The sequence below is a fragment of the Methylocystis parvus genome (assembly GCF_049675845.1).
GTDB classification, from domain to species: Bacteria; Pseudomonadota; Alphaproteobacteria; order Rhizobiales; family Beijerinckiaceae; genus Methylocystis; species Methylocystis parvus_A.
In genome coordinates this window covers 3,245,525-3,258,687 of the sequence record NZ_CP187161.1, presented here as the reverse complement: position 1 = coordinate 3,258,687, position 13,163 = coordinate 3,245,525, and the positions used below count along the sequence as shown (strand labels likewise).

The following is a 13,163-nucleotide window of genomic DNA, read 5'->3' as shown; positions in this document are numbered from 1 at the left end:
ATCAGTCGAGTTCGAATGCGTTCTTGTAATCCAGCGCGAGAGCCGGATCCTGTTCGTTCTTTCGCAACACGCAATTGCCGACGGCAAGGAATTCGATATCCGAGCCCATGAAGCAGCGAAACGCGTCCTCGGGCGTCGAGACGATCGGTTCTCCGCGCACGTTGAAGCTCGTATTGATCAGCACCGGGCAGCCCGTCGCCGCCTCGAAGCGCGTCAGCAGGCGATGGTAGCGCGGATTGGTGTCGGCGTGCACGGTCTGGACGCGCGCCGAATAATCGACATGGGTCACAGCCGGAATATCGGAGCGCGGCACATTGAGCTTGTCGATGCCGAACAGCGCCTGTTCGTCGGCGGACATGGTTCTGCAATGCTCGGGCCGCACATTGGCGACGAGCAGCATGTAAGGCGAGTCGCAATCGAGCTCGAACCATTCCGCGACGCGCTCACGCAGCACGGAGGGCGCGAAGGGCCGGAAGCTCTCGCGGAACTTGACCTTCAGATTGAGGGCCTTCTGCATTGTCGGCGAGCGAGGGTCTCCGAGGATCGAGCGGCCGCCGAGCGCGCGGGGGCCAAATTCCATCCGGCCCTGATGCCAGCCGACCGCCTGGCCCGCGACGAGCGCCTCGACCGTCGCCTCGATCAGCGCATCGTCGTCCAGCACGGCATATTCCGCGCCAACCGAGCCGAGACGCTTCTCGATCTCCGCCTGATCGTAGGAGGGACCGAGATAAGAGCCCTTCATTCCGTCCTTGCCGGGCGTGACATGTCGCGGCTGCTGCTTCTGGTGATGGTAGGCCGCCAATGCGGCGCCAAGCGCGCCGCCCGCGTCGCCGGCCGCGGGCTGCACGAAAATATTGTCGAAGCTGCCGTCGCGCAGCACCTTTCCGTTCGCCACGCAATTCAGCGCGACGCCGCCCGCGAGGCAGAGATTTTTCTCGCCCGTCTCCGCGGCGAGCGCGCGCGTGAGACGCAGCACCACTTCTTCCGTCACGGCCTGCACAGAGGCCGCGAGGTCCATGTGACGCTGGTCGAGCCGCTCCTCCGGCTTGCGCGCCGGCGCGCCGAAGAGCTCGTCGAACCTGTCGTTCGTCATCTTCAGCGCGGTGCAGTAATCGAAATAATCGAGGTTGAGGCGGAACGAGCCGTCCGCCTTCACGTCGATCAGCTCGTCGAGCATCAGCTTCGCGAATTTCGGCTCCCCATAGGGCGCGAGGCCCATGACCTTGTATTCTCCGGAATTGACCTTGAAGCCCGTGTAGTAGGTCAGCGCCGAGTAGAGCAGGCCAAGCGAATGAGGAAAATGGATTTCCTTGAAAATCGAAAGGTTGGAGCCATCGCCCCTGGCGACCGAGGTCGTCGTCCATTCGCCGACGCCATCCATCGTCAGGACGACCGCGCGCTCGAAAGGCGAAGGATAGAAGGCCGAGGCCGCGTGCGAGAAGTGGTGCTCGGAGAAAAGCAGCTTTTCGTCCTTGGCGAGATCCAGATCGACGGCCTTCAGCGCCTTGGCGATGATGTCGCGCTGAAAGATCTTCTCGCCGATCCATAAAGGCATCGCCTTGCGGAAGGATTCGAAGCCTTTCGGCGCGAAGGCCAGGTAGGTCTCTAGAAGCCGCTCGAATTTGAGGAACGGCTTCTCGTAGAAGACCACATGGTCGACCTCCGACCCGGTAGCGCCCGCCGCGGCCAGGCAATATCGAACCGCATTCTCGGGGAAGGCCGAGTCGTGCTTGACGCGCGTAAACCGTTCTTCCTGCGCCGCCGCGACGATCTCGCCGTCGCGAACGATCGCTGCGGCGCTATCATGGTAGAAGGCCGAGATCCCGAGAATGAGCATCGGGCGCCCTTAGAACAGCGTGTAGATAAAGGGCGCGACAACGGAACCCTGGCTCAGGAAGAACAAGGCGCCGAACATCAGGAACAAAACGAACAGCGGCACCAGCCAGATTTTTTTGCGGCTACGAAGATAGAGCGCGAACTCCCTCAAGAACGACATTGCTTGGTTCCCTCATTCAGAATTGCTGACCCATGGAGTCTTTCGCCGGGCCGGGCGGGGCGCGCTCGATCCAATAGCTTTCGGCGTCGCTGCGGGAGAGTCGCAGCAGGTCTTTTTTAAGCAGCCTGAGAACGAGCCCGACCGGGGTCACCGCCGCGTAGAACAGCAGGCCCATGACGAGCGGCGCCATCACGGAATGCAACAAAAGGCCAAAGCGGAACCAGAGCCTGTTGAGCGGGGCCAGGAGATGCGCGGCAAGAAGCGCAAGAGCGAGAAAGACCCCGCCAAGGCCCAGCGCCCACCATCTCACGGGCTCGGCATGACGAAACGCCGGCCAGAAGCCGATCAGAATAAAAAGGCCGGCAAAGACCAGACCAAAATTTCGATCTGTCCCCAATTCGACTTTGCGACTGGATTTGAGCGTTTCGTGTCCGGCCATTCCATTTCCAAGCGAAGTCGAAAATCTTTTCGTTCGTTTTTATTCCAGATTATCGACGTGGCGCAACCGCAGGAGCGCAAAGCCTCCTCGACAAGATGCGCCTGTGGAAAATCGTAGCGCCGGGCTGCTTTGCGAATGTTTTCTGATGATGAGATCGCGTCGCCATCCATGCCGGCCCCTGCGGCGCCCCGCAACGCGAAGAAGAAGCTTATAGTAACGCTCAAGCTTTATCCTGCACTGCGCAAATAACCGAGTGCGCGCGTGGGCGCTCGCATCACAAACGGCAGCGAGGTATCGTCCGCGATAGGCGGCAATGGCGACGTCGCACTTCCACCGCTTCGAGCGCCGGCTATGGAGGAGGCGGGGCTCGAACGCCCGCAGGGCGCACAGAGCGAGGTAGGGGCAGGCAGGGAACCGCCCCCTTGCGCATCTCGACGCATTGGCTTGCCAGGCTGGCGGTCCCGACAGGATTCGAACCTGTGACCTTCGGTTTAGGAAGCCTCGGGCAAAAACGCCGCATCAAAGACTTGTAGCTCTCCGGGCTGTAAAACCTGCGACGAGAAAACAGCGACTTACGCGCGCTTTGTCAAACCATGACGGGCCGCCCGTAAAAGAAAACGCCGTCCCGGCTGGTCCCCGGAACGGCGCAAAATCAGATGTGAAAGTGAGGGCTTTCGACTACGAAAGCTGTCACAGCAGCTCGCCTCCGTCAAGCGCCGAGGCCGCGCGATGAGCCGCAGCATCGATCTTTTCTTCGCCTCGATGTCGGCTCATCACGCGCCGATCAATCGGCTCCGCAAAGCGAAGTCGCTGAAGGACGCCGAGAGGCAAACGCGGGCGGCCGACCTTCGCGCGAATCGCACCCCCCGGCGCCCGTCGCTGCGCCTCGTTGTCTCCAATCGGGAGCCGCGCCATGAGCAGCGATGAGATCGTGCGCGCCGTCGAGAGCGCCGAAATCCTGCAATTCCCCAGGAAGGACAAAACGCCGCCCGAAGGTGGCGGCGAGCTCGATCGCCGCCTCGCCGGATTCCCTCGCACGGATCTTGGAAACGCCGAACGGTTTGCCGAGCGGTATAGGGGAAAGCTCCTGCATTGCGAGGCGATGGGATGGATTGCCTGGGACGGCAAGCGTTGGTCCCGCACGTTCGGCTCTGCGTATATGCGCCAGGCTGAGCATGAAACTGTGCGGGCCATACAAGACGAAGCCGCTGCGATCGAAGGAACCGACCTCGATTATGAAATCGATGACGGCAAGGGAAAGAAAATCCTTCTCTCGGAGGCTCTACGAAAGCACGGACGCACCTCCGAGACGCGCGCCCGCCTGGGCGCCCTCTCGGAGCGCGCCGCTTGTATGCTGGACGTGCCCGTTTCGAGGTTCGACCGCGACCCTATGCGCTTCAACGTCGAAAACGGGACGCTTGTTTTCGGCCGGCGGCCGGAAGGCGGCTACGTGGATCTGCGGCCGCATGATCCGGGCGACATGATTACCAAGCTCGCCCCCGTCGTTTACGACACAGGCGCGAGTTGCCCGGAGTTCGATCGGTTTCTCGAAGAGGTTCAGCCGGACGCCGCAACGCGGCGTTTCCTGGCGCAATGGGGCGGCTATTCGCTGACCGGCGACACGTCGGAGCAAAAGCTGACTTTCCACTATGGGCACGGCCGCAACGGCAAGGGCGTCTGGGTGACGGCGCTGCGCCACGTCGCTGGAGACTATGGCGACGCTATCCCGATCGAGAGCTTTCTCGACTCCGGCCGGGCGCGGGCCGGAGGACAGGCGACGCCGGACCTCGCCGACCTGCCGGGCGTGCGCTGCTTGACTACGACCGAGCCGGAGAAGGGCTCAAAGCTGGCTGAGGGCCTGATAAAGCAGCTCACGGGCGGCGACCAGATCAAGGCGCGCCATCTGAACCGGGATTACTTCGCCTTCATCCCGCAGCTCAAACTGACCATAACGGGCAACTACAAGCCTCAGGTCACGGGAACTGACGAGGGCATCTGGAATCGCCTCTTGCTTGTTCCCTGGGCCGTCTATATCCCGCCCGAACGACGCGATCCTCACCTCTCGGAAAAACTGGGCGAGGAAGCCTCAGGGATCCTCAACCATTTCCTCGCCGGCCTGGCGGACTGGTTTCAAAACGGCCTTGTCCTGCCACAAAGCGCCGTCGACGCCACGACCGCCTACCGGGAGGATAGCGACCCGCTCGGGCGCTTCCTCGCTGTCTGCACCGAGCTGGCCATCGGCGAGCGCGTGATCTCGACGGAGATGCATCGCGTCTTCTGCGCCTGGGCCAAGGCCAATGGCGAGCGGCAATGGACCCCGACAGGATTCGGCCGCGCAATGCGCGAGCGTGGCGTCAGCTCCCTTAAGAACTCCAATGTCTACTGGCTGGATATTCGGCTCACGAAGGGAGCCGACGCATTCAACTCCGCGGGAACGGAGCAGGCCGCGCCTGATCCATATTACGAGGCGAGTCGCCAATATCCATACGACGAACAAGAGAACTGAAGGCGAACACTGTGGGATAAGGGAGGATAATGGGAGGGTCGCGGGAGGGTTACGGGAGGGTTACGGGAGGGTTAGTTCGTTGATTTTAAACCTAACGGGAGGGTTGGGAGGGTTTTTGCGTATGAGCCGCGCATATGCGTATGCGCGTGCGCGCATATAGGCTTTCAATGCACAAAACCCTCCCAACCCTCCCGTTGGCTTTATTTTCAATCACTTAACCCTCCCGTAACCCTCCCGTAACCCTCCCGTGAATTCTACAACCCTCCCATTGAAAGGAATATCAACATGTTACGTGACAACTCTCCTTAAAGACATGGAGCGACCTCGCGCCGGGTCCTTCCCGGCCAAAACTATTGCGGTAGAGGCGGGGCGCGGGGGTGGGAGTGAAGTTGTAATTTTCCGCAGGGTTGCGGGTTTGGTGTTGCTTGATAGGCTGTTGCGACGGGTTGCAGCTATGGAAGAGGTTGCGGAGGAGGAAAATGGGCGACGCGGCAAAAGATGAAAACGCCGACTGGGTTTCTGTGAGCGACCTGGCCAAAGCGCGCGGCGTGTCCCACCAGGCGATTTCGAAGCGAGTCCGCTCGCTGTCACGGCGCGGCACTGTGCCAATGCGCAGGGCGGGAAAGGTTCTCCTGATTCATCGGCCATCCTTCGAAGCCCTGGCAGTGGCGCTACACGATCCGGCGCAGGATTTGCGGAACCGCCCGAGGATCCCCGAGGCCATGGAGGCCATCGCGCAGCCGATCTCGGGCGCGATCCTTTCAATGGCAACGCCGCTTGGCGACGATCGCTCTGGGGCATATGACGACGCGGCCGCCCGCGAGAAGAACGCAAAGGCCGCGCTCGCCGAAATGGAGTTGGCTAAGCGCCGTGCGGAGCTCGTCCCCGCCCGCGACCTCGAGGAAGCCTGTGTGAAGGCGGCGACGGCGCTTGGGCAACGTATCTCGGCGCTCAAGTCGAAGTTCGGGCAGCTCTATGCTGCGGCTCGAGGTGGCGAAGAAGCCTTGCGCGTCGCCCTCAATGCCGAGGTCGACGAACTATCGCGGGCGATCGCCGCCGATATGGCGGCGCTGGCTTCCAACGCCGGCGCGCCGGAGGAAACGCCGGGTCCGAACTAACGGCCGCGCAAAAAGAAACCCCGCCCGGCGTGGATTCGCCATGGCGGGGCCGCCCCGAGGGGTCTCAAGGCAATCAATCCAGTTAGGACTCGAAAAGCTTAGTCAACTCTTTTGAAAAATAGAATTTAGTCCGTCCATCATATTTTAACTCCTCTATAACACCACATTCGATAAGTTTTCCGATATTATTTTTTGCAGCAGTATAACTTGTGCCGGTAAGCTCCTGAATCATAGGTGTAGTTATAAGGAGGGTCTCAAAAAGCTTGTCGATAATCTTAATAAGCAGCGCAGATGAGCGCGCCTGCTGGCATTTAGCTTTATAGTTCTCTTGCATCTCCATAACTCTATGTATTGTAACAATCGTTTTCTCGCATGATTGCGTTACCCCTCGCAGAAAGAACGATATCCACTGTATCCACTCGCTGTTACAGGAAACATTCAGCATTAGATCGGTGTATTCATCCTTATTATCCTCAAAATACTGGCTCATATACAAAAGTGGCTGATCCATAACCTGTCTCGATCTCAAAATTAGAGGAATCAGAAGCCTGCCGACACGGCCATTTCCATCTGGAAATGGATGGATTGTCTCGAACTGATAGTGAACCAGCGCTGCAAAGACCAGTGGAGGCAACCCTGCCATGGCCTCATCATTGATGAAAGCTTCCAGGTCCCTCATGCACTCTAAGTGCACGGGCGGTGGCGGGGGATTAAACCGTGATTTGGAAACGTCTTTGGACTTCCCGATGAAATTTTGCTCTGTTCGATACTGCCCCGCCTCGTAATATCCCGTCCGGCTTCTGGGTAGGCCCCTAAGCAGGGTTCTGTGAAGCTCATAAATCATCCGATTTGAAACCGGGACCTCGCCTAACAACTCCATCCCGGTTTGAAGCGCTGTTACGTAATTATACACTTCTCTGGTATCAACCGTAGTGCGGTGAGAGTCATCGGCTCCAGACTCGAACATTAGTAGTTCGGGCAGCGACGTATATGTGCCTTCGATATTCGATGATGCGATCGCCTCTTTACGCTGCAACGGCCTTATGAGCAGAAAAGGGTTTGGGAGATAGCGCCCTATACCTCTCAGCTCACCTAGTTTTTGATCGGCTTCCGAGAGAGTTTGCTGGATAGCGGTGAGGTTTAACTGAGGTGGTAGCTGAGAAGGAATGAAAGCCTTCTGGCCTTGAATCGTCGGGACGAGTGTCCCGGACGGACGGGTGAATTTAAGGGGATCCATCGGTTCCTGGGTGCAACTTCGAGAGATAGTCACACTTTTTAGAGCAAAAAGTGTGACTAATCAACAGCTGTTGCACCCAGAGGACATGATCCTTAGAGATTTTTTGCTTTTGCTATCATGAGCCTAGCTAAGACGAATGCCTAGATTGAAGGGGCATCACGCCTTCTTCAGCCGCACCCCCGGCCCCCCGCCGTTCTCTGGGATGAATTCGACGCCGGCCGATTCGAGGGCGGAGCGCACGGCGGCGACGTTGTTCGCCATCCCGCTCGCGGGGCCTTCGCTGGCGATCATGCGGCCGACGGTCTGGACTGAAATATTGGCGGCCTTGGCCAATTCGGCCTGAGTCAGCCTCGATAGGCCAAGAGCGGCTGCAATCTGCCTTCCTGTTATCTGTCGCATTTCGCTCACTGTGGTAGAAACCCCTTGACTACGGCTCCATACTGAGCGATTTCTACCACGTTAGAGCAATTCCACCAATGGAAACAGGCGCGAAAACCACAGTTTTCGCGAACGGGAAAGGTTTGCCCAATGTCCGACCAAGCGCCTACTGCGCGAATTCCGTCCCGCCGCCTCTTCCTGGCCGCTGGGCCCGCCGGGGCCGTCTTTGGGTCTCTCGCCACTGCGGCGCAAGCATCGGCCGCGCCTCAAGACGACGCGGAAATCTTCCAATTGACCGCCGCCTACAACGATGCGTGGGCGCGGGAGAGGGAGGCGCTGGCGCTGGAAAGAGATGACGAGTTTGAAGAACGCTATCGCGCCGCGGCCGATGCTACCGGCGCGATCGTCGACCAGCTGATTGCAGCGCGCCCTCGAACGCTCGCCGGCGTACGCGCCAAGGCGGAGGCGCTGAATTGGTGCCACGGCGAGAGGTTTGAGGGGCTGTGCGGTTCGTCGCCCGGCAGTGCGCCGCTCGGGTGCTTGTGGCCTCCATCGACGGATCAAAGGCTTGCCGATGCGATCCTGTTTGACCTTCTCGCGCTTCCAAATCCGATCGCAGTTTGAAGGGGACGCTCCTGAGCATCGCAAACGACAACCGCTTCCGCCAGGAGCCGCGCGTCTTCCTTGAATTCAGGCCGCCGATGCGGAGCCTGATCGAGGACGCCATCGAGAGCCTCATGCTCCTTCTCGACGAAATCGACGGCGACGCCGATTTCGAAGAGGAGCCGGACGAGGAGGACGGCTTTGACCAAGAGCAAGACCTTGGAGGAACTCACGCCATCGACCAGACAAACGCCTACCGCTCCGACGCTTTCAGCGACGGGACCGCAGAATTTGAGGGCGATACCGTCGCCGAGTCCGACGTAGAGGACGACGAGCTTGAGAAAGACCCGGCAGAGGACGGCATCGCGGATGCGGACGGGGTGGCCGAGCAAATCGGCTGCTGGGCCGGGGCCGTCTTATGATCCTCCTGACGCCGGCAGGGGCTTCGATCGCGTCGCGCCGTCTGTGTAAGACAGCCAAATCTGATACGGGAAACGTAGTTTATCTTGACGCAGCCGGAGGCGCGCTGCTATCTATTCTCTGATAGCTCCGTATCAAGGAAGCCCGCAATGAACTATTCAAGCGGAGACGCAGCGAAGATCGCTGGCCTCTCCCAGGTCCGAATCAATCAGCTTTTCGCGCGTTCGGCGGCCAGCGGAGGCATTCCGCTTGGGAACCTTCGCAGTCCGGCGGGTGCACATCGCCGATACGACCATATCGAATGCGTCATCCTCTCGCTCGCATGCGCTGTCTTCGACGGCACGGGTGACCTCGCAGGCCCGCCAATGCGAGACACAATCACCGCGATCGACGATGTTCGCGACGTTATCGAGGATATGTTCGTCCCGGAAGCATGGGAAACTGGTGCGAGAGAAGCTCAAGATTCCAGCGATGCTGTCGATAAATGGCGCGCCGAAGTCCGCACGCTTCAGGAGCGGTCCCGCTTTTGGACTGATCGCGGCTCGGATCTGTGGCTTGCGCTTGTTGTCGCTCGCTATGACTCTGGCGAACTTGCCGGCGGTCTCAGCATCTTCTGGAAAAAGCACGGCAGTATCCTTCAACTCGGCGCCTCGCTCGCCGAAGAAGAGGCGAGGCTGCGGCAAGACCCTTACGCCCGCCTGCATCATGTATTCACCTTCAACCTTCATGCGGTGGTCGAGGACGTCGCGCGCCGGGCCGAGGCGAATGGCCTGAAATTCCCTCCGCGTCGCGTTCATTACGGCCGCGACAATCACGCTGCTCTGCAGGACTGAGGGCGCCCCATGAAAACGACCACGAAAACTTTCCACGTCGAAAAGAAGCGCCGCCGCGTGACGACCGCGCCGCGCCGCAACGTCATCCTCGCGCCGAGGCTGGCGCCAGTCGATATTTCCACCGCCTCGCCGGCCATCATGACGCGCGCCGCGCAGGGCGATAACGCGAAGCGCGGCGGGCCGCCTGCCGCGAACCAGTCACGCGCCGCGAGCGTGACGCCGGGCTCTTACGATGTGAAGACGCGAAGTTTCGACGTGATCCTTTCGAGCTTTGCCGACGTGAAGCGCTTCGGCATGGTCGAACAGCTCAACAGCTCCCCCGACGCCTGGGACCTTTCGCGCTCTGCGCTCGGGCAGGTGAAATTGCTCGATTCGCACAATCAAGGCACGGTTGGAGCCGTGCTAGGCACGCTCGTCGACGTGCGGTTCGAAAATAGCTTGCTTGTCGGCCGCGTGCTGCTCGGGGAGTCGGATGCTGCGCGCGCAGTCGAAGCAGACATTGCGGCCGGACACCTCAAGGGCGTTTCGATCGGCTACCGGGTCGATCAGTGGACTCTCGTATCGAGCGGCGACGTCGACACATGGCGGGCCGACAAAATCACCTTGATGGAGGCTTCTCTTGTCGGCGTTCCGGCCGACCCCGGCGCCATGATCCGAGGGGCGGAAGACGACGAAGACCCGCGACGCGTGTCGGTCGCTTCGCAAGACCGCGTCGAGTGGACGGTGCGCGCCGCGGACGCTCTCACTGAGCGCGCTGAATTCTACGGCCATCGCGACATCGCGGAACGCATGATCCGCCAAGGCCGCAGCGAGCGCGAGATCATGACGGCCGTGACCGAGGCGCGCCGCGCCAACGCGCAGAATTTCGACATTGGCGGGCCGAACGGTGTGGCCGGCAGCGGTCGAGAAACCATCGACACCAGAGGACATATTCAGATGCACGGGAACACCGAAACGCTCGATAATCCTGCGTTTGTTCGTCAGACGCTCGAAGACGCGCTCTATGCGCGCATGTCCGGCAGGCAACCGGAAGGCGCGGCCCGTCAGTTCGTCGGCGCCCGGCTTGGGGACTATGAGGATATTCTTGCGGAAGCTGATGGCGAGCGTCGTTCCTGGCTTTCGCGCGCGTCTGGCCGCTGGCCCGGCGGCGGGGCGCGCGCTGCGCACACGACAAGCGATTTTCCAAACCTCCTGCTTGGGGCCGGCAATCGCGTGCTGCTGGATGCTTATCAAATGGCGCAGTCGCCTATGATGCTGTTGAGCCGCCAGCGCATGAGCGCGGATTTCCGGCCGGTGAACACACTGAGGCTTTCTGAAGCGCCTGAGCTGCTTGAGATCAAGGAAAGCGGCGAAGTCAAATATGGATCGCGCGGCGAAGAGGCCGAGGCATTCAGCGTGAAGACCTTCGCGCGCCTCTTCTCGCTCAGCCGTCAGGCTTATTTGAATGACGATCTTTCCGCCTTCGCCGATTCTCTGCAAGCCTTCGGCCGCGCGGCCGGCGAGACGGCCGCGGGCCAAATGGTCGCGCTCTTCACGGCGAACGCCGGCAACGGCGTGAATCTTTCGGACGGAAATGCGCTGTTCACGACCGCGCGCGGCAATAAGGCGGCGGCCGGCGCGGCGATCTCCGTCGACACGCTCGGAGCCGCGCGCCAGGCGCTTCGCGAAACAAAAGGCCTCGACGGCAAGACGCCGATCGGCCTCACGCCGCGTTTCCTCGTCGTGGGTCCCGCCAAAGAAACCGAGGCCGAGCAGGCAATTTCGCAGATCCTCGCGAACCAGGTCAGCAACGCCAATCCATTCGCCGGGAAGCTGGAAGTTCTCGTCGAGCCACGGTTGACGGGCAACGCCTGGCGCGTCTTCGCCGATCCGGCTCAGCAGTCGATTATCAGCCATGCTTTCCTGAATGGACGCAATGGCCCGATCCTTGAGACGCGCGACGGCTGGACGACGCTTGGCGTCGAGTTTCGCGCGATCCTCGATTTCGGCTGCGGCGCGACCGATTGGCGCGGCACCTATCTCAATCCGGGCAACTAAGAATTCGGGGGGCCTCTGAGGGCGAAACGGCCAGTCCAATAACGATAAGCGCAATGCCTCCCCCGACTATTTCCGGCTCTCACGGGCGGATCTGTCAAAGGTTCAATTGCGCAAGGCCGTAGCTCCCGCCTGGTCTTGCAACCGCCAGCGCGGGCGCCGCGCTTCGCACCTTACCGGCGCAAGGCGCGCAGCTCGCGCGTCCTGACCGTGGATGTAACGGCCGGACGCGCGAGCGCCATTTGAAAAACGCACGAGGGCGAAGACGTGGCCAGCGCGACAGTGCAACTCAACATCATTCCCAAGCGGATGCTGACCAAGGCGGAGGCCGCGCATCATTGCGGCCGTCCGGTCAAGCGATTTGAAGCTGAGTGCACCGTCCAGCCTGTGCGCTTTCCAAATGGCGATTTGCGTTTCGACGTCAAAGACCTCGATGTTTGGCTCGACGCCCTAAAAGGCGGATCATCGGGCGACGCGGATGACATTGTGTCGAGGCTCGAATGACGCGCATAAAGCTCAAGGGCTTTCAGCTCTTCAAGGATCGGCATGGGCGCTGGCGCTGTTACCATCGCAAGTCGCGGACGCCGATCGACTTGACCCGCTTCCCGCTCGGCTCGGCGGAATTCATCGCCGAATGCGCGCGCATCGTCGCTTTGAAGGAGGCGCAGACGCCGAAGGAAAAGCCGGGGTCGCTGGGAATGCTGATCTGCGACTATCGCGCGTCGGCGGCCTTTCTGGACCTCGCGCCAAGGACGCAGGCCGATTACCAAAAGCATTTCGACTATTTGCGGCCGATCGCCGACACGCCCCTTGCGCGGCTCGATCGGCCGCTGGTTGTGCGCATCCGCGACAGAGCGGCGGCGACGAAAGGCCGACGCTTCGGAAACTACCTCAAGGCGACGCTTTCCGTCGTCTTCGGCTGGGGGCGCGAGCGCGGCTATCTTGCCGATAATCCTGCCTCGGGGATCAAGGCGATTCGCCGGCCGAAGGGCGCGCCCGACGCAAACCGGCCCTGGAGCGACGCCGAGCGCCACGCGGTTCTCGACGCCGCGCCGGCGCATATGCTCCCCGCCATCGCCATGATGATGATGACGGGACTGGGCCCGAAGGACGCGCTCTCGCTCCCGCGCAGTCACTGGCGCGACGGCGAGATTGGGACGAAGCGCGCGAAGACGGGGGAACCTGTTTTCTGGCCCGTCCCGGCGCCGCTGGACGCGATCTTGCGCGCCGCGCCTCGTCATGACGCGGTGACGCTCTGCGCCAGCTCAACGGGCCGCCCCTGGACGCTGGACGGCTTCCGGGCGTCCTGGCGCACTCTGCGCATGCGCTTGGAGGCTGACGGCGCGATAGGTCCCGGCCTCACGCTCTACGGGCTGCGCCACACCGTGGCGGTTATCCTTCGCGAGGCGGGATGCGACGAGCGAACCATCGCGGACGCGCTCGGGCAAAAAACGATTGAGATGGCGCGGCGCTATGCGCGGGGCGCCGACCTTCGGCCGAAGATGCGGGGCGTCGTCGCTTCATTCGACGCCGAATTGAACAAGCGGCGAACGAAACTTGTCAAACTTGACTGAGAGAAGTGTCAAACCTTCCCGGAGA

13 protein-coding genes are annotated in these 13,163 nt (G+C 61.0%); 7 read left to right on the top strand and 6 right to left on the bottom strand.

What is annotated here, in order from left to right:
• Position 1 precedes the first annotated feature (1 nt).
• The 3 genes from ACPFMJ_RS16885 to ACPFMJ_RS16875 are packed head-to-tail and all read right to left on the bottom strand — an operon-like array spanning position 2 to position 2,435.
• Complete coding sequence (locus ACPFMJ_RS16885) at positions 2–1,837, bottom strand: carbamoyltransferase family protein (RefSeq protein WP_424361091.1); 1,836 nt, start codon at positions 1,835–1,837, stop codon at positions 2–4.
• A 9-nt stretch (positions 1,838–1,846) separates the two neighbouring features.
• On the bottom strand, positions 1,847–1,996 hold the full coding sequence (locus ACPFMJ_RS16880; RefSeq protein ID WP_424361090.1) for a DUF5989 family protein: 150 nt from the start codon (positions 1,994–1,996) through the stop codon (positions 1,847–1,849).
• Positions 1,997–2,012: 16 nt separating this feature from the next.
• Positions 2,013–2,435, bottom strand: a complete 423-nt coding sequence (locus ACPFMJ_RS16875; protein WP_424361089.1) for an SxtJ family membrane protein — start codon at positions 2,433–2,435, stop codon at positions 2,013–2,015.
• A gap of 913 nt (positions 2,436–3,348) precedes the next feature.
• On the opposite strand from ACPFMJ_RS16875, the gene ACPFMJ_RS16870 reads away from it, so the two are divergent.
• Positions 3,349–4,941 carry a DNA primase family protein gene (locus tag ACPFMJ_RS16870; RefSeq protein ID WP_424361088.1) on the top strand — a complete coding sequence of 531 codons (1,593 nt, stop codon included), beginning with the start codon at positions 3,349–3,351 and terminating at the stop codon, positions 4,939–4,941.
• 479 nt (positions 4,942–5,420) lie between these two features.
• Positions 5,421–6,059: a hypothetical protein gene (locus ACPFMJ_RS16865; protein WP_424361087.1), complete on the top strand. Its 639-nt coding sequence runs from the start codon at positions 5,421–5,423 to the stop codon at positions 6,057–6,059.
• Between the two features lie 82 nt (positions 6,060–6,141).
• Here ACPFMJ_RS16865 and ACPFMJ_RS16860 read toward each other — a convergent pair whose 3' ends face one another.
• Complete coding sequence (locus ACPFMJ_RS16860) at positions 6,142–7,296, bottom strand: Fic family protein (protein WP_424361086.1); 1,155 nt, start codon at positions 7,294–7,296, stop codon at positions 6,142–6,144.
• A 156-nt stretch (positions 7,297–7,452) separates the two neighbouring features.
• Positions 7,453–7,704 (bottom strand): transcriptional regulator, encoded by a 252-nt coding sequence (locus ACPFMJ_RS16855; protein ID WP_424361085.1) that lies wholly within the window; start codon positions 7,702–7,704, stop codon positions 7,453–7,455.
• A 261-nt stretch (positions 7,705–7,965) separates the two neighbouring features.
• Between ACPFMJ_RS16855 and ACPFMJ_RS16850 the strand changes: the two genes are divergently transcribed.
• Both ACPFMJ_RS16850 and ACPFMJ_RS16845 read left to right on the top strand, forming a co-directional pair.
• Complete coding sequence (locus ACPFMJ_RS16850; protein WP_424361084.1) at positions 7,966–8,298, top strand: hypothetical protein; 333 nt, start codon at positions 7,966–7,968, stop codon at positions 8,296–8,298.
• The gene (locus tag ACPFMJ_RS16845; RefSeq protein WP_424361083.1) at positions 8,295–8,699 is read left to right on the top strand and encodes a hypothetical protein; all 405 of its coding nucleotides are present in this window, start codon (positions 8,295–8,297) and stop codon (positions 8,697–8,699) included. The genes ACPFMJ_RS16850 and ACPFMJ_RS16845 overlap by 4 nt, the downstream gene beginning before the upstream one ends.
• A gap of 156 nt (positions 8,700–8,855) precedes the next feature.
• Here the strand turns inward: ACPFMJ_RS16845 and ACPFMJ_RS16840 are convergent, their stop codons facing one another.
• Entirely contained in the window at positions 8,856–9,494 is a 639-nt protein-coding gene (locus tag ACPFMJ_RS16840) for a hypothetical protein (RefSeq protein ID WP_424361082.1), read from the bottom strand.
• A gap of 45 nt (positions 9,495–9,539) precedes the next feature.
• Here ACPFMJ_RS16840 and ACPFMJ_RS16835 point away from each other — a divergent pair, with 45 nt between their 5' ends.
• The 3 genes from ACPFMJ_RS16835 (at position 9,540) to ACPFMJ_RS16825 (ending at position 13,138) form a co-directional block, all read left to right on the top strand.
• Positions 9,540–11,567: a prohead protease/major capsid protein fusion protein gene (locus tag ACPFMJ_RS16835; RefSeq protein WP_424361081.1), complete on the top strand. Its 2,028-nt coding sequence runs from the start codon at positions 9,540–9,542 to the stop codon at positions 11,565–11,567.
• 264 nt (positions 11,568–11,831) lie between these two features.
• Positions 11,832–12,068 (top strand): hypothetical protein, encoded by a 237-nt coding sequence (locus ACPFMJ_RS16830; protein WP_424361080.1) that lies wholly within the window; start codon positions 11,832–11,834, stop codon positions 12,066–12,068.
• Entirely contained in the window at positions 12,065–13,138 is a 1,074-nt protein-coding gene (locus tag ACPFMJ_RS16825; RefSeq protein ID WP_424361079.1) for a tyrosine-type recombinase/integrase, read from the top strand. Before ACPFMJ_RS16830 ends, ACPFMJ_RS16825 begins: the two co-directional genes overlap by 4 nt.
• The last annotated feature ends 25 nt before the right edge of the window (positions 13,139–13,163 follow it).